Annotated in this window: 16 protein-coding genes; 6 read left to right on the top strand and 10 right to left on the bottom strand. The window is 67.3% G+C overall.

The genetic code is table 11. From position 1 onward, the window contains the following. Positions 1–218, bottom strand: a 218-nt coding sequence (locus FFS09_RS28070; protein WP_137922200.1) for a transposase, incomplete at its 3' end; no start/stop codon positions are given. Between the two features lie 189 nt (positions 219–407). Then, the gene (locus FFS09_RS28065; protein WP_137922199.1) at positions 408–2,213 is read right to left on the bottom strand and encodes an autotransporter outer membrane beta-barrel domain-containing protein; all 1,806 of its coding nucleotides are present in this window, start codon (positions 2,211–2,213) and stop codon (positions 408–410) included. 209 nt (positions 2,214–2,422) lie between these two features. Here FFS09_RS28065 and FFS09_RS28060 point away from each other — a divergent pair, with 209 nt between their 5' ends. Then, complete coding sequence (locus tag FFS09_RS28060; protein WP_137922198.1) at positions 2,423–2,800, top strand: nuclear transport factor 2 family protein; 378 nt, start codon at positions 2,423–2,425, stop codon at positions 2,798–2,800. Between the two features lie 20 nt (positions 2,801–2,820). Here FFS09_RS28060 and FFS09_RS28055 read toward each other — a convergent pair whose 3' ends face one another. From FFS09_RS28055 to FFS09_RS28040, 4 genes are all read right to left on the bottom strand, one after another. Continuing rightward, positions 2,821–3,969, bottom strand: a complete 1,149-nt coding sequence (locus FFS09_RS28055) for a DUF1501 domain-containing protein (protein WP_137922197.1) — start codon at positions 3,967–3,969, stop codon at positions 2,821–2,823. A 2-nt stretch (positions 3,970–3,971) separates the two neighbouring features. Further along, complete coding sequence (locus FFS09_RS28050; protein WP_137922196.1) at positions 3,972–5,312, bottom strand: DUF1800 domain-containing protein; 1,341 nt, start codon at positions 5,310–5,312, stop codon at positions 3,972–3,974. A 69-nt stretch (positions 5,313–5,381) separates the two neighbouring features. Then, positions 5,382–6,731 (bottom strand): sensor histidine kinase, encoded by a 1,350-nt coding sequence (locus tag FFS09_RS28045; RefSeq protein WP_137922195.1) that lies wholly within the window; start codon positions 6,729–6,731, stop codon positions 5,382–5,384. Continuing rightward, entirely contained in the window at positions 6,724–7,473 is a 750-nt protein-coding gene (locus FFS09_RS28040; RefSeq protein WP_137922194.1) for a response regulator, read from the bottom strand. The genes FFS09_RS28045 and FFS09_RS28040 overlap by 8 nt, the downstream gene beginning before the upstream one ends. Positions 7,474–7,756: 283 nt before the next feature. Between FFS09_RS28040 and FFS09_RS28035 the strand changes: the two genes are divergently transcribed. Both FFS09_RS28035 and FFS09_RS28030 read left to right on the top strand, forming a co-directional pair. Continuing rightward, positions 7,757–10,153 carry a membrane-bound PQQ-dependent dehydrogenase, glucose/quinate/shikimate family gene (locus FFS09_RS28035; protein WP_502703766.1) on the top strand — a complete coding sequence of 799 codons (2,397 nt, stop codon included), beginning with the start codon at positions 7,757–7,759 and terminating at the stop codon, positions 10,151–10,153. A gap of 23 nt (positions 10,154–10,176) precedes the next feature. After that, the gene (locus FFS09_RS28030) at positions 10,177–11,280 is read left to right on the top strand and encodes a DUF418 domain-containing protein (protein ID WP_137922193.1); all 1,104 of its coding nucleotides are present in this window, start codon (positions 10,177–10,179) and stop codon (positions 11,278–11,280) included. Positions 11,281–11,294: 14 nt separating this feature from the next. Here the strand turns inward: FFS09_RS28030 and FFS09_RS28025 are convergent, their stop codons facing one another. From FFS09_RS28025 to FFS09_RS30780, 3 genes are all read right to left on the bottom strand, one after another. After that, positions 11,295–13,070 (bottom strand): monovalent cation:proton antiporter-2 (CPA2) family protein, encoded by a 1,776-nt coding sequence (locus FFS09_RS28025; protein ID WP_137922192.1) that lies wholly within the window; start codon positions 13,068–13,070, stop codon positions 11,295–11,297. 100 nt (positions 13,071–13,170) lie between these two features. Next, a complete protein-coding gene (locus FFS09_RS28020; protein WP_171020233.1) occupies positions 13,171–14,652 on the bottom strand; it encodes an RDD family protein in 1,482 nt (493 codons plus the stop codon). Positions 14,653–14,656: 4 nt separating this feature from the next. Continuing rightward, positions 14,657–15,694 (bottom strand): RDD family protein, encoded by a 1,038-nt coding sequence (locus FFS09_RS30780; RefSeq protein ID WP_171020232.1) that lies wholly within the window; start codon positions 15,692–15,694, stop codon positions 14,657–14,659. Positions 15,695–15,910: 216 nt separating this feature from the next. Between FFS09_RS30780 and FFS09_RS28015 the strand changes: the two genes are divergently transcribed. Both FFS09_RS28015 and FFS09_RS28010 read left to right on the top strand, forming a co-directional pair. Continuing rightward, positions 15,911–17,125 (top strand): multidrug effflux MFS transporter, encoded by a 1,215-nt coding sequence (locus FFS09_RS28015; RefSeq protein WP_137922190.1) that lies wholly within the window; start codon positions 15,911–15,913, stop codon positions 17,123–17,125. After that, positions 17,122–18,495, top strand: a complete 1,374-nt coding sequence (locus FFS09_RS28010) for an MFS transporter (protein ID WP_137922189.1) — start codon at positions 17,122–17,124, stop codon at positions 18,493–18,495. The genes FFS09_RS28015 and FFS09_RS28010 overlap by 4 nt, the downstream gene beginning before the upstream one ends. 16 nt (positions 18,496–18,511) lie before the next feature. Here FFS09_RS28010 and FFS09_RS28005 read toward each other — a convergent pair whose 3' ends face one another. Then, a complete protein-coding gene (locus FFS09_RS28005) occupies positions 18,512–19,576 on the bottom strand; it encodes a DUF72 domain-containing protein (RefSeq protein ID WP_137922188.1) in 1,065 nt (354 codons plus the stop codon). A 109-nt stretch (positions 19,577–19,685) separates the two neighbouring features. Between FFS09_RS28005 and FFS09_RS28000 the strand changes: the two genes are divergently transcribed. Continuing rightward, positions 19,686–22,009: Tex family protein (locus FFS09_RS28000; RefSeq protein ID WP_137922187.1), on the top strand; the 2,324-nt coding region annotated here is incomplete at its 3' end.

Here is a 22,009-nt window from a genome sequence, read left to right as displayed (position 1 = left end):
TAGCCGTAGATGTAGAGCTTGAGGAGGACAGCCGGGTGGTAAGCCGGGCGGCCTGTGGACGCCGGGTCCGCGCCCTTGAACCCCAGTGAGAGCAGATCCAGCTCTTCGACGAACGCATCGACGATGCGCACCGGGTTGTCCTCTCCGATATAGTCATCAAGACATTCGGGCAGCAAGGTCACTTGCTGGCGGGACTCGCCTTCGATGAATCTCTTCATGGGCCACCTCGCTTACAACGGATGGCCTGATTTTATTTTTTGAACGGCACACGGGGAAGCGTTTTCACACAGCCTCGGCCAGATGCCGACTTTAGAGATGTCCTTATGGCCCGAAGAATGCGTGAGACTGGGTATGCAAGCCGGACAAGGGACACGCCAGAAGCGATGGCGTAGCTCACCCCCTCCGGCTCAGAATGTCTTGCTCACCATCACCGCCAAGGTATCGGCCTGGGTCTTGGTGGCGCCGGTGTAGCTGAACTGGTAGTGAAAGTCGAGCACGACGGCGTTGCGGAAATGGTAGCTGCTGCCCAGCGCCAGGCGCGCGGTGTTGCTGTTGATGCGGGTGCTGTCGATCTGGTAGATCACCCCGGGGAGCCGGTTGGAAAAGGCCATCTGGGCGACGCCGGACTTGGCGAAGTCGTGCAGGTATTCGACGCGGAAGTAGGGCCGCGCGATGGTGCCGCCGCGCAGGAATACCGTGGTTTCGCCGCGCACGCCGAAGGCCAGGCTGGTGGTGGGGATGTCTTGCGCCGAATAGCTCAGGTCGAACTGGCCGCCGCCGTTTTCGGTGGCTCCGTTCAACCGGGTCTTGGCGAGGTCCAGGCGGGCGTACGGGACAATCAGCATCTTCCTGCCGCCATATTCGAACTCGTGGTCGTAGCCGCTGGCGAGCGAGGCGAACCATTGCGAGCCCGAACGCTTGGAGGAAGCCATCAAGCCGTTCTCGGTCACGAAGCGCAGCGCATCGAAGCGCAGGCTGCCGTAGCCGAGCAGGCCGTCGATGAAGAAGCCGTCGGCCGGCTGGTAGCTGCCGTAGATGCTCAGCGAGTAGCTTTCGCCCGTGTTGCGCGTGCCGTTGACGCCGATCTTCTGGCGGTCGTAGGCAAAGCCGCTGCCCACGCCCAGCACCAGCTTTTCGCTGAGGCGCTTGTCGGCGCCGACGGTGATGCCGGCGGTGCTGAAGCGCGAATCCGTGCTGCCCTGCTTGCCGAGGTTGACGAGGCCCGCGCTCCAGACGTCGACCCCCACCCCCATCACGTTCTGCCGCGCGCCGTTCAGAGGTATCCCGGAAAGCGGCCCCGAGCCGGATGTCTGCGCAACCAGCGGATCGGGGGCACCCAGCATGCCCAGGGGCAACTGGCGCGGATTGCCGCCCGCCGCCAGGTTGCTGCCCATAAAGCCGCTTCCCGCCATCGGGTTGGCCCCCATCGAGCCGCCCATGCCGGCGCCACCGTCACTTCCGAGATCCAGTGTATTGCGCGCCTGGCCGCGCCCTTGCGTATCGCCCGGGGCGAAGGCGCCGGTTTCGGTCGATGCCGGCTTGCGTCGATGCAGGCTCTCCAGGCGGCTCTGGACATTGACCGTCTGCGCGGCGGCAAAACGCCGCGCGGCATCTCCTTGCGCGGTGATCAAGCCGATCACTTCCGCGTTCTTGCTCGGATCCGCGCCCGCGCAGGTATGGGTGCCGATGGCGATGCAGCCGGGGCCGTTCATGTTCAGCGTGAAGGGCTGCGAGCCAACATGGGGCGTGTTGAAGGCGATCAGCACGCTGTATTGCACGTCGGCCTGCAGGGTCAGGCCGACGCCAGTGAAGGTGGCCGTGTTCGGCACGCCGGTGGCGAGTGAGGAGACCAGGAAGCGCGAACGCACGGACGGCGCGCACGGCGTGGTTGAAGGTGTGAAGGTCCCTTGCAGGAAATAGGTCGTGTTCAGCGTCGTCGGCGTGACAACGCTCGCCGTGTAAGTGCCGGTGGTATCCACCGTGAAGGTGTACAGCTTGTAGTTCCATGGGCCGGCGTTGCACGAAGTGAAGTTCGTGTTCTGCCCCACCAGGATGTTGGGCGTTGCGGTGGTCGCCGCCGCCGCTTCCGCGTTACCGGAAATGGTCACCGAAGCAGCCATAGCCGGCGCGCTACCGGCCATCCATCCCGCCCCGGCGAGCAGCAGCCCGCTCAATAGATGTGCCAGGCGCCCTCCACGTTTGACAATGCCCATATATGACCCCCTCCTGTTTGTTGACTGGCGAATTTAAGGGGTTTTTGTGCACCGTGTTCCCGCGTACCGTTTAGGTTTGGCGAATTGGTGACAAATTACCAGGCAGTGGTCCTGACGATATGGAGGCAGATCTGCAGCTATATCTGAAGAGAGAGTCAACCGTGCAGCGGTCCCCGCGGCTCCACGCAAAGCCCTAGTACTATGACGTCATGAATGATGCAAATCTCGACGTCGTTGTTGAACTCGAAGAGCGGCTGCAACGCGCAATGCGTACCTCCGATGTGCTGGTTCTAGACGAACTGCTTGCGGACGATCTGCTGTTCACGAACCACCAAGGCCTTGTGGTGACGAAGCAGGAAGACCTTGAAGTTCATAAGTCGGGCTTGCTGAAGCTGGACTCGTTCGATGTGTCGGAACGTAGCATCCGGCAGCTCGGCCATGTGGCCATTGTTGCGGTGCGAGTGCAGCTGGCTGGACGCCATGCCAACAACTATTTCGAAGGCACGTTCAGATACACCCGCGTTTGGGCACTTCTGGGCGTCCGCTGGCGGATCGTCGCCGCACACGCGAGCGCGGTGGCCGCATAAGAGCACGTTTTGTCAGCTCACTAAACGCGGAGCAGGCGCGGCACCGCGACTTGTCGGCTGGCGTCCGGGAACAAAGTGCGGACGGCGCGTTCAGGATCCAGCTTGAACGCCTCTGCGCAGGTTGCCGCAATGAGCGAATCCAGCGCCAGGGTGGGCTTGAGGTCGCGGCCTTCCAGCAGTTGCGCCGGCGCCAGACCGGGCCAGTCGGCAACGATGCGCCCGCCCTGCACCGCGCCGCCGAGCATCATGGCCGCTGCTGCGGTGCCGTGGTCGGTGCCACCAGTGCCATTGGCCGCCACGGTGCGGCCGAATTCGGTCGCGACCAGTACCACGGTGTGCGCCCATGCAGCACCCATGCCGTCTCGCAGTCCGCTGATCAGACCATCGAGTCCGCGCAACTGGAACGCCAGGCGCGCGTCCTGTCCACTGTGCGTGTCCCAACCGCTGGTCTCGATCATCGCAATGCGTGGCCCGTCCGCGCGGCCCAGGAAGCCGGCGGCAATGCGGCCCAGCGCGGCGGTGTCTTGCCGGCCCGAGCCGCCTTTCATCTTGCCGCCCGCCATGCCACGGGCTTCGAGCGCCGAGTTCCACAGCGGGTGCAGTTGCCGGTCGGGCTCGTACAGCTGCGCCACCCGCATGAGGAGGTCTTCGTTGGCCTCGGGCAATGTCGATGGCGCATAGGTCGTGACCGGTGCAGCGCCTTGCAGTGCCAAAGGCACGGCCGGCGAGAACGCGATTGCTTCCTTGCCGGTGCGCGGCAGCAGGCCGAGCAGACGGCTCAGCCACCCGTCCTTGAGTTGGTAGGGCGACCTGCCGCCGGTTTCCAGGACGTTCTGGCCGTCGAAGTGGGAGCGGTCGCGATAAGGCGAAGCAACGGCATGCAGAAAAGTGGCTTCACCGCCCGCATACAGCTCACGCAGCTTGGGCAGTGCCGGGTGCAAGGCAAACGTGCCGTCCAGCTTCAGCGCGGCGCCCGGATCAATGGCCAGCGCACCACGTGCACTCGCGTAGGCAGGCTCGGCATAGGGGATGACGGTGTTCAACCCGTCGGCCGCACCGCGCTGGATGATGAAGACAAAGCGCCGCTCGGTGGCGGCCTGCGCGAACAGGATGCGCGGCGCCGCCACCAGCGAGGCTGCGCCCAGAAACATGCGTCGATCGATGTTCATTGTTATCTCCTCAGGAATTCGGGGGACACCAGCAACAGCGCGAGTGCCGTGCCGCCACTTTCCGCGCGTGCGATGGCCGTTGCCGTCGCCTGGCTCAGCGTGCCGGGCAGCACGCGCGGGGCAAGGCTGCGTGCGTCGGCTGCATCACCCGTTTCTTGCGCGAACCGTTGGGCCACTTCCACGCGCCGCATCAGCGCATCGGGCGCGGCCCACGTGGCGGCGGTATCGCTGTAGCCGGCCGGCGAGCCCGGCCGCCATACCGGCTGGCCCAACTGCGTCATCAGGTTGGCGGCCTGCGCGGGCTCCATCGATGGGCGGCCGAGGGCGCGCAAGCTGGAGATCGCCCAGTCCCACGGCGACTTGAACTTGGTGGTGGTTGCTTGCCATACCTGCGGCGCCGCGATCAGCTCGCGGTACACGCTGGCGAGATCGCCGCCGGTGCGGGTGAAGGTAGCGGCCAGGCGTTGCACCAGGGCTTGCGGCGGGTCGTCGGCCACGAAGTGACGGACCAGCTTCTGCGCGATGTGCAGGGCGGTGGCCGGTGCGCCGACCAGATCGTGGATCACCACGCGTGCTTGCGCCTCGCCGTCGTCGGGATAGGTCTTGCCGAGGATGGTGCGCTCGCCTGGTTCGTGCAGCGCAGGCACGAAGCGGTAGGTTGCGCCGCCGGCTGCGGGTCCGTCGCCGGGCATCGTCCAGCCGGTGAGCGCCAGCGCGAACTGCCTCACGTCGTCCTGCGTATAGCCGCTGCGCACACCGAGCGTGTGCAGTTCCAGGATTTCGCGTGCCAGGTTCTCGTTGAGGCCGCGCCCGCGCGAGCCCATCCGGCTGCCGGGGCCGGTCGACTGCGCCTGGTCCAGGTACAGCAGCATGGCCGGGTGCCGAATCACCGCGAGCAGCAAGTCCTCGAACCGGCCCAGCACGTTGGGGCGGATGGCGTCGGCTTCGAAGCTGCCCGCCAGCCCTACGATCAGCAGCTTGTCGACCGACACCGCAAAGTGGTTGGACCAGAAATGCACCAGCCGCTCGACAAAGGGCGTGGATGTCTGCAAGGCACTGGTGGTGCGCGCGCCGGCCGCCGCCTGGTATTGCCGGCTGCCATCGCGCAGGTAGGCCTCGCGGATGCCACTGCGTTGCCCTTCGGGTGCGTCGCGCACGCCGCGCTGCATCGTGTTCCAGACGTCCACGAGCGCCGAGGTGCGAGGCACCGACTTCCAGGCCACCGGCAGCGGGTCGTAGGCCTCGAGTTGGTTCAGCAGCCAGCGCTGCGGATCGGCTGGTGGCGTGTCGTCGGGGCGCGCGCCAAGGCCGAAGCGGTTCAGGGCAAGGGCAGGGTTTGTCATGGGCCTCATTCTTCCGTTCGACCCGCCGTTTGTGTTGTCTGGCGCGTTGCAAGTGTGTGAAGCGATCGCTCAGGCCGCGAGCAGTTCCAGGGTGACGCAGAGGCCGCCGCCGGCACGGTTGCCGACCAACAGCTGTCCGCCGTGGCGCGTGGCCACCTCGTTCGCAATCGAGAGGCCCAGACCCGCGCCAGAGGCGCTGCCGCGGGATCGATCAAGCTGCTCGAAGGGCTGCAGCATCCTCGCCATTTCTGCGTCCGGAATGCCGGGCCCCCGGTCCATGACGTGAACACGAACGCGCCCGTGGGCGGCGTCGACCGACAGCGTCGGATCGGACGCATGCACGACGGCGTTGCGCAACAGGTTCACGAGGGCACGGCGCAGCGAAGGGGCATGCCCGCGCACGGTGAGGCCCGTGGGTTCGGGGCTTGCGATAGGCGTGCCCAGCGCTTCCGCATCTTCCACCGCCTGCGCGATCAGCCCGTCCAGGTCGACCGGCTCCAGCGGCTGCACTTCGCCCAGGCCGCGCAGGTAGTCGAGCGTGCCCTGCACCATCTCTTCCAGCTGCCGCAGATCGCGGCCGAAGGAGGCGCGGCTCTCGGCGTCGGCCAGCAGTTCGGCGCGCAAGCGCAGCCGGGTGATGGGTGTGCGCAGGTCGTGCGAGATGGCCGCCAGTGACTGCACGCGGCCTTGCACGTGATCCTTGAGCCGCTGGTGCATGTCGTTCAACACATCGGCGGCGTGGCGCACTTCCGGCGGGCCGCGCCTGGGCAACGGCATGGCGTTCAACCCCGCACCCAGGGCCTGCGCGCCGCGGGCCAGTTGTTCCAGCGGGCGCAAGGCCCAGTGCAGGGCCAACAGCGCCAGCAACGACGTCAGCACGCCGACCAGCACGAAAGGCCCCAGCAGGCCGTCGGCGCGCAGCCTGGGTTGGCCCACTTCCACTTCGGTCTGGATACGCTGGCCGTCGCGCAGTTGAGTGGCGACCATGATCCGCAGCCCCTGCGTGGGCGACCCGTCACGGACGCGTTGAAGGGGACCGCGCGCCACCGCTATGGAGATGGCACGGTCGGGAAGACGTCGTCTCCACACATCGCGCACGACGGCCATGACCTCTGGCAGCACGGCTTCGGATGGCGCCGCAACCGGCGCCGGTGGCACGTCGAGCCGGACGATGGGGTACGCCACCGCAGCGGCGACCGTACCCCGGTCCGCAGGGCGAACGGCGTCGATGACCGCCACGATGTCTGCCGCGCGCTGCACCTGCTGCACCAGTGCGGCGCGACGTGCGGTGGCCGCGCGGTCCGACACCGCCCACCACAGACTGAAGGCCTGTACCGACAGCAAGCCTGCCAGCAGCAACAGCAGCAGCCGCGCTCGCAGGGTCACGCCGGCCCAGGCCCGCTGCAGCCGTTCACGCATCGGCCGGCACCGTCTCTACATCGGCGTCCAGCGCGTACCCGATGTTGCGCACGGTCCGGAAGAGCTGGCCATCGCTGGCGTCCCGCAGTCTCTGCCTCAAACGGTGGATCTGGATGTCCATCGAACGGTCGGTCGGTTGCAATTCGCGCCTGTGCGCCAGTTCGACCAGCCGCTCGCGCGACAGCACGGTGCGTGGGTGCATCAGGAAGACGCACAGCAGACGGTACTCGGACGTTGACAGCGGAACCAGCACACCGTCGGCATGGCGAAGCTCGCGCGATCCTGTGTCCAGGCGCCACTCGCCAAATCGGAACAAGACCGGCTTGGTCGGCGCCGCCGCGGCGCCGGCAGCGCGCACGGGCGCCCAACGCAGCACCGCACGAATGCGGGCCACCAACTCGCCGGGCTCGAAAGGTTTGCTGACGTAGTCGTCGGCCCCCACCTCCAGGCCGACCACGCGATCAATGGTGGAGCCGAGCGCAGTGACCATGATGACGGGCACATGCGTGTACTCCCGCAACCACCGCAGGAAGTCCAGCCCGGACTCCTGTGGGAGCATGACGTCGAGCACCACCAGGTCGACGGGGTGTTGCTGGAGCGTCATCCGGGCCTCGCTCGCATCGGCCGCGAGCAAGGGCCGCATGCCAGCGACCTCCAGGTACTGCCGGAGCAACTGACGGATGTCCGGATCGTCGTCGACGATGAGGACCGATTCAGGGGGGAGTGGCGCAGCGCTCGTCATGCCGGAATTTTGACGGCGAATGCGGTCCAACACCGCGCAGCGTACAAAGCCGCAACGCCGTCTTTACAAAGGTGGCCACCGAGTCTGCGCTTGGCGATGCCCGTGTCTGCCGATGCCATCAACAGGTCCATCGCATCAACGCAGGCAAGAGCGAGTCCGGCCGCGTGGCAGGCGATACACCCCACCTGTGCGGGGGTTCATGTTGGCCCTGGCGCGCGTTCTGGTGACTTCTGCACAATGCACCGGAGGACTCCGGTGCCACAACAACGAAAGGAAATGAGGAATGGCCATTGACAACAACATGAAGACACCGTCCGCCAGGACACCCGATGGAGGAGGGCGCTGGCCGCTGGTCCTGTTGGGTGTCATCCTGGTACTGGTGGGGCTGGTGCTGGCCGTGGGCGGTGTGCGCCTGGCCACACTGGGTGGCTCGTGGTACTACCTCATCACCGGCGTCGTGATGGTCGTCAGCGGTTTGCTCTTCGCCCTGCGGCGCATGGCCGGCTTCTGGCTTTTTGCCGCCGTGTTCGTGGGCACGGTGGTGTGGTCCCTGGCCGAGGTCGGCCTGGACTTCTGGCCGTTGGTGCCGCGGCTGGCGCCGGTGCTGGTGCTGGGCCTGTTGGCCTTCCTGGTATTGCCCCGCCTGTCGCTCGGGCGCGTGCGCGCACCGGCATGGGCGGGTGCGCTGGTCCTGCTGGCGGTTCTGGTCGCGGGTGGCGCGGCCATGTTCGTGCCACACGGCGTGATCGAGGGCTCGGCCTCCGCGGGTGTCGGCACGGCCGCACCCGACGCCACCGGCGAATCGCGCTGGCAGTACTACGGCCGCACGCCCAGCGGCACGCGCTACGCGCCGTTTGCGCAGATCAACAAGGACAACGTCCACCAGCTCGAAGAGGCCTGGACCTTCCGCACCGGCGACATCGCCGGCCCGGGCTCGGAGAACCAGAACACGCCCACACAGATCGGTGACACGGTCTACGTCTGCACCCCGCACAGCCAGGTGTTCGCGCTCGATGCCGACACCGGCGCACAGAAGTGGAAGTTCGACCCCAAGGCCGACGCCAAGATCTGGAACCGCTGCCGTGGTGTGGCCTATTACGAACCCGCTGCGGTGACCGCGCGCGTGGGCGATGTGCCCGCACCCGCGCCGGCACCGACCTGTGCGCAGCGCATCGTGCTCACCACGGTGGACGCGCGCATGATCCAGCTCGACGCCAAGACCGGCGAACCCTGCGCCGGCTTCGGCAATGGCGGCACGGTGGACCTCAAGCAAGGCATGGGCGAAGTCAAGCCGCTGTACTACTTCCAGACCTCCATGCCCACGGTGATGCGCAACGTGGTGGTGGTCGGCGGCTGGGTGTTCGATGGCCGAGAGATCGACGAACCCTCGGGCGTGGTGCGCGCCTTCAGTGCCGACACCGGTGAGCTGGTCTGGGCCTGGGACCTGGGCAACCCCAACATCACCAAGCTGCCGCCCCCCGGCGAGAGCTACACCCGCAGCACGCCCAACGTGTGGTCCACGCCCGCGTTCGACGACCAGTTGGGACTGATCTACCTGCCCACCGGCAACAACCCGCCCGACTTCTGGGGCGCGCAGCGTTCCAAGGCGTCGGAGGAGTACTCATCCTCCATCGTGGCGGTGGATGTGACCACCGGCAAGGAGCGCTGGAAATTCCAGACCGTGCACCACGACATCTGGGACTACGACGTGCCCGCGCAACCCGCGCTCTACGACGTGCCGGACGGCAAGGGTGGCACCGTGCCCGCGCTGATCCAGATCACCAAGCGTGGCCAGATCTTCATGCTCGACCGCCGCGACGGCAAGCCCATTGCCGAGGTGAAGGAACAAGCCGTGCCGCAAGGCGGACAGGAAGGCGACTGGACCAGCAAGACGCAGCCGTACTCGGTGGGCATGCCCTCGGTCGGCACCGAGCCGCTGTCCGAAGCCCGCATGTGGGGCGCGACCTGGTTCGACCAGTTGGCCTGCCGGATCGCGTTCAAGCAGTTGCGCTACGAAGGCGAGTTCACCCCGCCCACCACCACGCCCAGCCTGATCTACCCCGGCTACTACGGCGGCATGAACTGGGGCAGCGCTTCCATCGACGAGCACAACGGCATCCTGGTCGTCAACGACATCCGCATGCCGCAACTGGTGCGCCTCATTCCGCGCGCGGACGTGGACGACAAGAAGATCACGCTCAGCCACGGCGTGGGCATGCACCCGCAATCGGGCACGCCGTACGCCATCACGCAGCAGGCCTTCAACTCGCCGCTGGGCATTCCCTGCCACGCGCCAGCGTGGGGCACGGTGACCGGCATCGACCTGAAGACCCGCCAGATCGTCTGGCAGCGCCCGGCGGGCACGGTGCAGGACGCCGTTGTCAGTGGCGTGAAGGCCGGTGTTCCTGTGCCCCTGGGCATGCCCACCTTGGGCGGCCCGATCACCACCGCGGGTGGGCTGACCTTCTACGGCGGCACACAGGACTACTACCTGCGCGCCTACGACACGCTGACCGGCAAGGAGCTGTGGAAAGGCCGCATGCCCGTCGGCGGTCAGGCCACGCCCATGAGCTACGTATCGCCTAAGAGCGGGCAGCAGTACGTGGTGATGTCGGCCGGCGGTTCGCGCCAGTCGCCGGACCGCGGTGACTACGTCATCGCCTACCGCCTCAAGCGCTGACACGCTCTTTCGACACCACGACCATGCAGCCTTCTCGCGAAGCGCTGCCAGACGTGTTGCGCGCGATCGCCATGGTGTCGGTGCTGGTGGTGAATGCCATGGGCTACGCCGTCGCACCCTGGGGATCGCCGCTCGGTCTGCGCACACCGCCCGACAGCGCCTGGGCGGCCGCGACCCAGGGACTCGTGGCCGCGCTGCTGCAGGGAAAGGGCTACACGACGTTGGCGTTCGTGTTCGGCATGGCGCTCTGGTTGTCCGCGCGCAAGCTCAGCAGGCCGGATGCGCTGAAGCGCAGCCTGGTGCGCAACCGCCGACTGCTGGGCCTGGGCGTTCTGCACGGCGTCTTCGTCTACTTCGGTGACATCCTGACGATGTACGCGCTGATGGGACGGCAGGCCCTGAGGCGGCTGCACCAGCCCTGGGGACCTTTTCGCCGCCACCTCGGACGCGCGCTGGTCGTGGCGGTGCTGGCGAAACTGGCGCTGGTGGCGATCATGTTTGAAATGGCCGACCGCCCCGCTGTCGCGGACGGTTCGTCGCTGTCGACGGTTCCAGGCGGGTGGGCATTCCTGAAGCTCAACGCCAACACCTATGCCGTGGCCCAGGTGTCAGGGCTTCTCCTGTCCGGGCCGGTGCTGTACCTGTGCATGGTGTGCGGCGTGGCGGCGGCGCGGTTGAGGCTGTTGACGCACCGCCGATGGCGTGCGGTGCTGCGGCGCGGCTTGCGGCGCTTCGGCCTGCCGCTGCTGGCATTGGCCTTCGTGCAAGGATGCGGGTATGCCTTGACGACCCCGGCAGATGTTCTTCGTCTGTGGTTCGAGGTGCTCGGCGAACTCATCGGCATCCCCATCGCCTGCATGTACATCGTGGCACTGGCCCTGGCGTCATCCGGGGGGAAGGCTCGCTGGTGCCACTGGCTGGTGCCGCTCGGGCGGCGCACGCTCAGCCTGTATGTGGGGCACAGCCTGGTCTTGCTGGCGCTGTTCTCGGGCGTTGGCCTGGCGCTCGCACCCTCGTCGACACAGATGCTCCTGCTGTGCCTCGGGCTGTGGCTTCTCGCGTGGGCCGCGGCCCTGCTGAGTGGTGACCGGCGATGGCCGCTGGAGCTGTGGATGGGGCGTCGCTGACGGATGTGCGGCGCTCAGGCGTCCGCAGGCACCGCCTTGTCCGCCAGCGTCCTCCCCAGCACCAGAGACCGCCCGGCGAACATGCCGCCAGCGGCTTCCAGGTCCATGCGTTCTGCATCGCGCTGGCGCAGGTGGTCCATGACCGCTTGCGCTTCGTCTTCGTCCGCGCCCATGGTCAGCACGGCCTGGTGCCCCATGGCCATGGCGGACTCGAAGGTTTCGCGCACGAGGTAGTTCACGTCGGCCTTGCGCAGCTCCAGCACGTGCTCGCGGTCGAAGGCGCGCACCAGCAGGGCGGCCTGGGGGAAGTCGGTCCTGGCCTGTTCGGCGATGCGCGTGGCGGCTTCCTTGTTGTCCAGGCAGACCAGAATCGCCTGCGCCGAGTGCGCGCCCGCCGCGTGCAGCACGTCGGCGCGGCAGCCGTCGCCGTAGTACACCTTGAAGCCGTAGGCCTCGGCGTCGCGGATCATCTGCACGTTGTTGTCGATGATGGTGATGCTCGCGCCGCGCGCGATCACGCCCTGGCTGGCGATCTGCCCGAAGCGCCCGAAGCCGATCACCAGCACGCTCGCCGCCTGGCCGTCCACGGCCTCGATGCCATCCATCGACACCCCGGGCTTGGGCGCAATGCGCTGGTACACCAGCACCACCAGCGGCGTGAGCGCCATCGAGAGCACCACGATGGCGGTCATGTTGGCGTTGACGATCGGGTCGATCACGCGAGCGCCCAGCGCCGCGGCGAACAGCACGAAGGCGAACTCACCCCCTTGCGCCATGAGCACCGCGCGGTCGAGCGCGTCGGCATGCGAGCTGCGCGCGAAACGCGCCACGCCGTAGATGCACAGCGCCTTCACCACCATCATGGCCAGCACACCGCCGACGATGAGCGGCCAGTTCTGCGCCACCACCGCCAGGTCCAGCGACATGCCCACGCTCAGGAAGAAGAGACCGAGCAGCAGACCGCGGAAGGGTTCGATGTCGGCCTCGAGCTGGTGCCGGAAGGTCGATTCGGACAGCAGCACACCGGCGAGGAATGCACCCATGGCCATGGACAGGCCGCCGAGTTGCATCAACAAGGCCGCGCCCAGCACCACCAGCAGCGCGGCGGCGGTCATCACCTCGCGCGCCTTGGCGTTCGCCAGGATGCGGAACAGCGGGTTGAGCAGCCACACGCCCGCGGCCACCAACGCCACGACCGCGCCCAGCGCCAGGCCGACGCTGGCCCAGCGCGAGCCCTCTGCCGCCACCGCGCCCCCCAGGTCGGGCGGGGCCATGAAGGCGACCACGGCCAGCAAGGGCACGATCAGCAGGTCTTCGAACAGCAGGATCGCAACGATCTTCTGCCCGCGCGGCTGGGCCATGTCGCCGCGCTCGCCGAGCAACTGCATCACCACGGCGGTGGAGGTGAGCACGAAGCCCATGGCGCTGACGAAGGAGACGCCGAGCGGAAAACCGAACGCCAGCCCCACGCACGTGAGCAGGATGCCGCACACCACCACCTGCAGGCTGCCCAGGCCGAAGATGGCCTTGCGCAGACTCCAGAGGTGCGAAGGCTGCATCTCCAGCCCGATCACGAAGAGGTACATCACCACCCCGAGTTCGGCGGTGTGCAGGATGGTGGCCGGGTCGCTGATCAGGCCCATGCCGAACGGGCCGATGGCCAGCCCGGCCGCCAGATAACCCAGCACCGAGCCCAGGCCCATGCGCTTGAACAGGGGCACGGCGACCACTGCTGCACCCAGCAGGGTCACGACTTTGAGCAGGTCGCTCGCGCTGCCTTCAACGGCCATGGGGTTCTCCGGGTGAGGTGAATGGGGACATGAGAAACGGAAAAGGGAAATGGCGAAATTGTGACGCAAGCGCCTTGGCCGAAGAGGCTGTGGCCCTGCGTCAAGGCAGCGTGAGGTACAGCTCGCGCAGCAGTGGATGTTGCCGAGTGGCGTCGGGTTGCGGGTTGGGGTTGTTGGCATCCCAGAAGGCGGCCCAGGTCGAAAATCGATCGCGTCGGGTCCACAGGTGCACCATGCTTCGTTCGTTGGAGCCCCACGCCAAGGTTTCTTGCCGATTCAAGACCTGACGGGTGGCGTTGACGACGTTCAGGTTTTGAAACAAGGCATTTTCCAGCGCGTCGTGCGGGTCGACGTTCACGTCGAAATAGGTCCACGAATAGGCCACGAATGCCATTTGCTCCTTCGCAACGCCGCGGCTGGCGCGTTCAAACATGAACAGGACCGACCCGTTGGTATTGGCGGTTCGTTCCGTCAACTCCCAATCGCCAGGAATGCGTGCGACCGCGCCCGTGATCTCGTTGCGCCAGTAGTGCGACTCCAGCACGTGGTTGCGGATGTGCTGTTTGCCGCGCTCGGCTGCCAGCCGCGCTGCCAGGGCTGGCACGGCTTCCCGCGCTTGCACATCGTGGTACAGGTAAGTCTGTGTCACGGTGTGATCGCCTGCCGTGCTGCGGTGCCCATCGATGCGGACCAGCACGACACCCGCCGCACTGGGCTTCCCCCCGGTGGCACTGCAGTTTTCCGCGTCCAGATCGGTTTCATTGAGGAAAACAAAACCTTCGTCTTCCATGAACAGCCGCTTGCTCAGGCAGGGCGACGAGAGGATCGGGCGTGTGATACTGACGTCCAGCAGCACGCGGTTGCTCTCACCCTCGCCGAAGGCGAAGACCGCGTTCCATTCACCGCCGCGCAACGTCAGCATGTCGTTGAGCACGCGCCAGCGGGCATCCAGCGTCATCATCTCGCCCGAGAGGCGGTGCAACCACACCCAACGGCCCGTCAGGGTTCGGCCGATGTCCTGACCCGTATCGATGTCCTTGCCCGTGATCAAGACCAGCGCGACCATGAAAGCGGCCGAGATCACCAGCCAGCCCGGCGCGCTGGCCAGCGCCAGCATCCACAAGCCGCGCCCCACGCGCCTCGAAGGCAAAGCGACCACTCGGCCGTCGATGCTGTCCCGATCCCATGGGATGCCTCGCGCGGAGCGCTGCCGCCACAGGGTGGCCAGGAACGCGACCAGCGTCAATGGCAGCAGCCAGAAGCCCAGACCCAGCGCCACCACCTTGACGGTGCGGCCCAATGCCGCGGCGTAAGTCAGGGACCGCCCCGTGGTCGTGTCGATGACCGCGAGACCCACCAGTGCCTTGCCGGGCGTGGCGCCGAAGAAGCTGACGAAGATCGGCTCGATGGCCAGTTGCAGCGCGCTGGTGAAAATGGCGAACGCGGCCATTTGCCATTCCCAGCTGAGGTCCGTCAACACCGACAGAAATCGCCACAGCAGCAGACCGCCCGGGACGGTCCACAACGCATCGATCAGGCGTGCCCACAAGCGTCGGGACAGTGTGGCGCGCGGCGGTAGCATGCGGTTACCGATCGCGTGTGCCGAATGCGCTATGCACCAAGGCCAGGACGAAGGCCTCTTCCTCGACCGACAGGGCAGCGCCGTCGTCGCGCGGGGGCACGTTGACACCGAGCGTCCAGCTGTTCTTGCGCTCGGTGAACCAGGCGAGACCGGCGCGCGGCTTTTGATTCGGGCTGTCCTCGACAGGCGCCAATTGCACGCTGTAGATGTGATCCAGGCGGTCTGCGCCTTGAAGGGTCGGACGGTCGTCCACGACCATCGCATCGGGTTCATCGAGCATCACGTTGAACGCCTTTTCGATGGCCTCGCCCGTGGTATCGCGTGTGGCATCGAGCACGCCAGCCTCGTGCCAGGAAGACACTGCCATCTGGATGTGGCAAGGCGCCTCGCCCTGCCTTTCACACCGAAACTCCACCACAGTGTCGCCTGTGTTGACGCGTTGTATCTGCTTGCGCACGTACCAACCCGCAGGCAGCTCCACAGGAACGCCCGTGGCGGGATTGGCCCAGACGGCATGAACGGGCAGGCCGATGTGCCGCAGGACCTTGCTGACGGCCACGCGGGCATCGGCATCCGCGGTCTTGACGGCCGTGAGCCAAAGCCCGAGCGCCAGAAGCAGGCAGAGACTCGCCACGGTCAAAAGTCCCACCACGACCCGCTGCGCGCCGCTCAGGGACAGGAAGACGACGCGCCAATCCCGGTCGTAAGCGGCCGGTTTGCCTTGGAACAGGGTGCGCAGCAGGCCGACCGCTCCGATGGTGCCGTCGACCAGGGCGTCGGTGGTCCGGTCCTGCCGTGCCGACCAGGTGAGCGATGAGCCGTCCACCGCAACGACCCGCACGCCAGCGAGAAACTCGCCGGGTGACGCGCCCAGCAACCGGGCGCAGATGGTGTCCGCGGCGACGAAGAAGCCCAATGCCCACAAGGTGGTGCCGAAGGCGGGCACCAGCCCACCCATCGACACCTGCTCCGGAATCAACAACCGGCCCACGACGAGGGAGAGGGTGCCAAACAGCGTCACGTCGACCAGCTTGGCCAGCATGCGGCGGCCGGTGCATGCCATCGGACTGGGATGCGTCGTCGTGGGCGGGCTGGGCAGGGCGCTGTTCAAGGGGTGTCCAGGCGGTGGGCGGCGTCCTTGTGGGCGGGTCGCCGCATGCTAACCCGATCCGCAGGCCGCGGCCAACACATGGGCCCGCCTGCGCAGGCTCCAACCCCGTGGCCACTACGCCATTCGAGTGGCGCGACAATCGGAACGATGTTCTTCACCCGTTTTCTCAAATTGGCCCTGATTCTGGGCCTGCTCTCGGCCATCGGCCCCTTCGCCATCGACATGTACCTGCCCGCGCTGCCCGACATCGGCCGCAGCCTGGGGGCCGAAGTGGGCGCCGTTCAATTCAGCCTGACGGCGTTTTTCCTCTCGCTCGGCGTGGGCCAGTTGCTGTACGGACCGGTGTCCGACATGGTCGGGCGCAAGCCGCCGCTGTACTTTGGCCTGGTGCTGTTCACCCTGGCCAGCGTGGGCTGCGCGCTGGCCACCGACATCGAAACCCTCGTGGCGCTGCGCTTCCTGCAAGGCCTGGGCGCGGCCGCCGGCATGGCGATCCCGCGCGCCGTGGTGCGCGACCTGCACACCGGCGCCGACGCGGCCCGCCTCATGTCCTTGCTGATGCTGGTGTTCAGCGTCTCGCCCATCCTGGCCCCGCTGGTGGGCAGCGGCGTGATCGCGCTGACCGGCTGGCGCGGTGTGTTCTGGGCCGTGGCGCTGGCATCCGTGGCCGGCCTGGCGCTGGTCTATGGCGCGCTGAAGGAAACGCGTTCGGAAGCCGAGCGCGTGGAAAGCAGCCTGGGCAGCGCGTTGCGCGCCTATGGCGTGCTGCTGCGCGACTGGCACTACCTCGGGCTGGTCGGCATCGGCGCGACCGCCATGGCCGGTTTCTTCGTCTACCTGGCCGGCTCGCCCTTCGTGCTGATCAACCACTACGGCCTCACGCCGACGCAATACAGCCTGGCCTTTTCCTTGAACGCGGTGGCCTTCATCGGCGCTTCGCAGTTCACCGGTGTGCTGGGCCAGCGCTTTGGCCTGGTGCGGCTGGTGAAGTTCGCCGCCACTGCCTCGGGCCTGACGATGGCGGTGTTGCTGGGTTATTACCTGCTGGGTGGCGATGAACTCGCCGTGCTGATGGTGCTGTACTTCATCGCCAGCGCCTTCATGGGCCTGGTGATTCCCACAGCCTCGGTGCTCGCGCTGGAGAAACACGGCGCCATTGCCGGCACCGCCTCGGCGCTCATGGGCACGCTGCAGATGCTGCTGGGCGCCGCCGCCATGGGCATCGTGAGCCTGTTCGCCACCGGCAAGCCTCTGCCCATGGTGATCGGCATGGCCGGCGGCGCTTTGCTCGGCGTCGCGTTGACCTGGATCACGCTCTCCGGCGACCCGCAAGAACTGCTGGCCGCCGAGGCGCGCGGGTGATCCGGCAGGACGGTCTGCCTTCGCACCAGCGCGCCACGGCCGTGCTGGTGGTGGTGCTGGGCATCGCCATTTCGGTGATGGACAGCAGCATCCTCAACCTCGCGCTGCCCGACATCGCGCGCGAGCTGAGTGCCACACCCACACAAGCCATCTGGGTCGTCAACGCCTACCAGATCGCCTCGCTGGTCATGCTGCTGCCACTGGCCGCGCTGGGCGACCGCCTGGGCTATCGGCGCGTGTACCTCGTGGGCATCGCGCTGTTCGCGCTGTCGTCCATCGCGGCCATGCTGGCGAATTCCTTGTCCATGCTGATCGTGGCGCGCGCGCTGCAAGGGCTGGGCGCGGCCGGCATCATGAGCGTGAACACCGCGCTGGTGCGCTTGATCTACCCCAGCAACCGGCTGGGGCGCGGCATCGCGCTCAATTCCATGGTGGTGGCCACGTCGACGATGGCGGGCCCGGCGGTGGCCGCGGGCATTCTTTCGGTGGCGTCCTGGCATTGGTTGTTCGCCATGAACGTGCCGATTGGCCTGCTCATTTTCTGGCTGGGACGGCGGGCGCTGCCCTTCAATCCGCACAGCGAGAATGCGCCGTCGCGTTTCTCCTGGTTCGACGTGGTGCTCAACGTGCTCATGTTCACCCTCGTTTTCGTGGGGGGCGAACAGCTCAACGTGCGCGGCGGCGCGACGCATCTGGGGGGCATGCTGCTCGTGGCGGGCTTGCTGGTCGGCGCGTTCTACATCCGCCGCCAGTGGCACCAGGCCACGCCGATGTTTCCGGTGGACCTGTGGCGCAATCCCGTGTTCGCGCTGTCCATGTGCTCCTCGCTGGGCGCTTTCTGCGCGCAGATGCTGGCCTTCCTGAGCCTGCCGTTCCTGCTGCTGGGAGTGCACGGCCGCTCGCACCTGGAAGCGGGCTTGCTGCTCACCGCCTGGCCCATCGCCACGGTGGTCGTGGCGCCGATCGCGGGTCGGCTGATCGGGCGTTTTCCGGCCGGTTGGCTCGGTGGCATCGGCATGGTGGTGTTCGCGGCGGGCCTGGTGTTGATGGCCGTGTTGCCGGATCACGCGTCCGTGGCCAACGTGGCCTGGCGCATGGCGCTGTGCGGCGCGGGTTTCGCGCTGTTCCAGTCGCCCAACAACCACACCATCGTCACGTCCGCGCCACTGCACCGCAGCGGGGCTGCCAGCGGCATGCTGGGCACGGCGCGGCTCACGGGCCAGACGATCGGGGCGGTGGTGCTGGCGGTGATCTACGCGATCTGGACCTTGCAGGACGGGCGTGGCGAAACCATTGCGCTGTGCGTCGCCGCCGGGTGTGCGCTGCTGGCGGGGGTCACCAGTTCCCTGCGCGTGCGGGCCGCGCGGTAGGCGCGTCCGCCTGGGCTTACCGCGCCGCCAGTCCCTCGGCCAACGCCCGCGCCGACAGCGGCGCACAGCCCTCGGCCTTGTTGCTGATGGTGACGAACACGTTCTGCCCGGCACCCGCGATCCCGGCGATGGTTTTCACCAACAGCGCGCGCGTTTCCTCGTCGACATCGTGGATGCGGTCGTACGGGCTGTACTCGCGCTGCGCCTCTTCATAGCCGTAGGCCCCGTGCAGCGGGTTGAGGTTCCAGCGGCACACCATCGGCCCGGGCCAGAGCCTGCGCAGCAAGGGCAGTTGCTCCGCCAGGCGCGGCATCTTGGCGTGCAGGCACAGGCACCAGGTCGCGCCGGCTTCGCGCAGCACGGCCGCGAGTTCGGGCATGAACACCGGGTCCAGCCATTCGGGGTCGCGCACCTCCAGCGCCAGCACGCCATCGGGCGCGATGGGTGAAAGCGGTGGTTGGGCGAGCAGCAGGGTGCGCACGCGCTGCAGCACCAGCGGCAGGTTGTGCAGCAGGTGCCTTGGCATCGGGCTGAGCTGGAACACCAGCGCGCCAACCTTGTGCCCCAGGCCCGCCAGCGCGGGGGCCACGAAGTCCTGCGTGGCCAGCACCGGGTCGAGAAACGCCGGATTGGGCTGCAGCCCACGGCCGTCCTCGCCGCGCACCAGCGCGTCGGTCACGTGGCTCGGCGCCTTGACCACGAAACGGAAATCGTCCGGCACCTGGGCCGCGTACCGCGCGTACTGGTCCTGCGTGAGTGGGCGGTAAAAGCTGCGGTCCACGCTCACGGTGCGCATCAAGGGGTGTTGGCCGTAGGCGCGCAAACCTTCCTTGGAGAGCACGCTGTCGCTGTAGTTGCCGTCGTCCCACACCAGGTTGGCCCAGCCCGGGTAGGACCAGGACGAAGTGCCCAGCCGCACGCGCGGCGGCAGTGCCGCGGCCAATGCCTGCAATGCCGGATCGGGCGGCGTCGGGCTCACCTCGGCCGCGCGCTTGCGCCGCGCCGGGGCGGCGGGTGGCTCGGACTGCGGTGCGGTCGGAATCGGAGGGGAGGGCAGGTCGCCGAACAGGTTGTCTTGCATGGTGAAAATCGCGCGGATCGCCTAGCACAAACACCACCCGCGGGACGGGCATGTTAGCCCGGTCGGCTGTGGCAAACTTCCGCGCTTCTTTGTTCCATATCGACGGTGCATGCAGCAGATCATCCGGCAGATCGCCACAGAAATCAGGGTTGAAGAACGTCAGGTGCTGGCAGCGGTCGAGCTGCTCGACGGTGGGGCCACGGTGCCCTTCATCGCCCGCTACCGCAAGGAGGTCACGGGCGGCCTGGACGACGTGCAGCTGCGCGAGCTGGCCTTCCGCCTGGACTACCTGCGCGAACTCGAAAACCGCCGCGCCACGGTGCTCAAGACCATCGACGAACAAGGCAAGCTCACCGACACGCTGCGCGCGGCCATCGCCGCCGCGCCCACCAAGCAGGAGCTGGAAGACCTCTACCTGCCGTTCAAGCAGAAGCGCCGCACCAAGGGCCAGATCGCGCGCGAGTTCGGCATCGAACCGCTGGCCGACAAGCTCTTTGCCGACCCCACGCTGAACCCGGCGGCGGAAGCGGAAGCGTTCACCAGGCCGCCCGAGGTGCTGGACGACGGCAAGCCCGGCGCCGATTTTTCCACCGTGCCGGCCGTGCTGGACGGCGTGCGCGACATCCTGAGCGAGCGCTGGGCCGAAGACGCCGCGCTGCTGCAGAATCTGCGCGAATGGCTCTGGAACGAAGGCCTGCTCAAGAGCACGCTGGTGGCCGGCAAGGACGAGAACCTGCCCGACAACGCCAAGTTCCGCGACTACTTCGAGTACGACGAGCCGATTTCGCGCGTGCCTTCGCACCGCGCGCTGGCGGTCTTCCGTGGCCGCGCGCTGGAAATTCTGGACGCCAAGCTGGTGCTGCCCGAGCCCGAAGTGGCGCCCGCCGCCCCCACCAAGGCGGGGCCGGTGGTCTCGCTGGCCGAAGGCCGCATCGCCCTGCACCTGGGTTGGAGCCACAAGGGCCGCGCGGCCGACGACCTGCTGCGCAAGTGCGTGGCCTGGACCTGGCGCGTGAAGCTCTCGCTCTCCAGCGAGCGCGACCTGTTCGCCCGCCTGCGCGAGAGCGCCGAGGCGGTGGCCATCAAGGTGTTCGCCGACAACCTGCGCGACCTGCTGCTGGCCGCGCCGGCCGGTCCCAAGGTGGTGATGGGTCTGGACCCGGGCATCCGCACCGGCGTGAAGGTGGCCGTGGTCGATGCCACCGGCAAACTGGTCGACACCTCCACGGTGTACCCGCACGAACCGCGGCGCGACTGGGACGGCTCGCTGCACACCCTCGCGCTGCTGGCGCGCAAACACGGCGTGAACCTGATCGCGATCGGCAACGGCACGGCCAGCCGCGAAACCGACAAGCTCGCCGCCGACCTCATCAAGATGCTGGACAGGGCCGGACAGACCGGCGTGCTGAAGGTCGTGGTGAGCGAGGCCGGTGCCTCGGTGTATTCCGCGAGCGAATTCGCCTCGCAGGAAATGCCCGATGTGGACGTGAGCCTGCGCGGCGCGGCCAGCATCGCGCGCCGCTTGCAAGACCCGCTGGCCGAGCTGGTGAAGATCGACCCCAAGAGCATTGGCGTTGGCCAGTACCAGCACGACGTGAACCAGAGCGAACTCGCGCGCACGCTCGATGCGGTGGTGGAAGACTGCGTGAACGGCGTGGGCGTGGACTTGAACACCGCCAGCGTGCCGCTGCTCTCGCGCGTCTCCGGCCTGTCGGGCAGCGTGGCCAAGGCCGTGGTGCGCTGGCGCGAAACGCATGGCGCGTTCAAGAGCCGCCAGCAGCTCATGGAGGTGTCCGGACTGGGCGCCAAGACCTTCGAGCAGAGCGCCGGTTTCCTGCGCATCCGCGGCGGCGACAACCCGCTGGACATGACCGGTGTGCACCCGGAAACCTATGCCGTGGTCGAGCAGATCATGGAAAAGACCGGCAAGCCGGTGGCCGACCTGATGGGCCGCGCCGACATGCTCAAGACCCTGCGGCCCGAGCTGTTCGCCAATGAAAAATTCGGCGTCATCACGGTCAAGGACATCCTGGGCGAACTGGAAAAGCCCGGCCGCGACCCGCGCCCGGACTTCCAGGTGGCGCGTTTCAACGACGGCGTGGACGACATCAGCGACCTGCGCGAGGGCATGATCCTCGAAGGCACGGTGAGCAACGTGGCGCAGTTCGGCGCCTTCGTCGACCTCGGCGTGCACCAGGACGGTCTGGTGCACGTGAGCCAGCTGGCGCACAAGTTCGTGAACGACGCGCGCGAAATCGTCAAGACCGGCGACATCGTCAAGGTCAAGGTGATGGAAGTGGACGTGGCGCGCAAGCGCATCGGCCTGTCCATGAAGCTGGGCGACGCCCCCGGGCGCAGCGGCGGCGCCAGTGGTGGCCCGCGCGACAACCGCTTCGAGCCCGCGCGGGGTGGGGCGGGGCAACGTGGTGGCCG

The organism is Hydrogenophaga sp. 2FB (assembly GCF_005503365.1).
Lineage (GTDB): Bacteria > Pseudomonadota > Gammaproteobacteria > Burkholderiales > Burkholderiaceae_C > Hydrogenophaga.
The sequence above is the reverse complement of the archived record's forward strand: the minus strand, read 5'-3'. Positions and strand labels throughout refer to the sequence as shown.

What these genes read in the sequence shown, in the direction of transcription:
- FFS09_RS28065 (WP_137922199.1), bottom strand. Translation starts at nt 2,213, where the DNA reads ATGGGCATTGTCAAACGTGGAGGGCGCCTGGCACATCTATTGAGCGGG.
- FFS09_RS28060 (WP_137922198.1), top strand. Translation starts at nt 2,423, where the DNA reads ATGAATGATGCAAATCTCGACGTCGTTGTTGAACTCGAAGAGCGGCTG.
- FFS09_RS28055 (WP_137922197.1), bottom strand. Translation starts at nt 3,969, where the DNA reads ATGAACATCGATCGACGCATGTTTCTGGGCGCAGCCTCGCTGGTGGCG.
- FFS09_RS28050 (WP_137922196.1), bottom strand. Translation starts at nt 5,312, where the DNA reads ATGACAAACCCTGCCCTTGCCCTGAACCGCTTCGGCCTTGGCGCGCGC.
- FFS09_RS28045 (WP_137922195.1), bottom strand. Translation starts at nt 6,731, where the DNA reads ATGCGTGAACGGCTGCAGCGGGCCTGGGCCGGCGTGACCCTGCGAGCG.
- FFS09_RS28040 (WP_137922194.1), bottom strand. Translation starts at nt 7,473, where the DNA reads ATGACGAGCGCTGCGCCACTCCCCCCTGAATCGGTCCTCATCGTCGAC.
- FFS09_RS28035 (WP_502703766.1), top strand. Translation starts at nt 7,757, where the DNA reads ATGGCCATTGACAACAACATGAAGACACCGTCCGCCAGGACACCCGAT.
- FFS09_RS28030 (WP_137922193.1), top strand. Translation starts at nt 10,177, where the DNA reads ATGCAGCCTTCTCGCGAAGCGCTGCCAGACGTGTTGCGCGCGATCGCC.
- FFS09_RS28025 (WP_137922192.1), bottom strand. Translation starts at nt 13,070, where the DNA reads ATGGCCGTTGAAGGCAGCGCGAGCGACCTGCTCAAAGTCGTGACCCTG.
- FFS09_RS28020 (WP_171020233.1), bottom strand. Translation starts at nt 14,652, where the DNA reads ATGCTACCGCCGCGCGCCACACTGTCCCGACGCTTGTGGGCACGCCTG.
- FFS09_RS30780 (WP_171020232.1), bottom strand. Translation starts at nt 15,694, where the DNA reads ATGCTGGCCAAGCTGGTCGACGTGACGCTGTTTGGCACCCTCTCCCTC.
- FFS09_RS28015 (WP_137922190.1), top strand. Translation starts at nt 15,911, where the DNA reads ATGTTCTTCACCCGTTTTCTCAAATTGGCCCTGATTCTGGGCCTGCTC.
- FFS09_RS28005 (WP_137922188.1), bottom strand. Translation starts at nt 19,576, where the DNA reads ATGCAAGACAACCTGTTCGGCGACCTGCCCTCCCCTCCGATTCCGACC.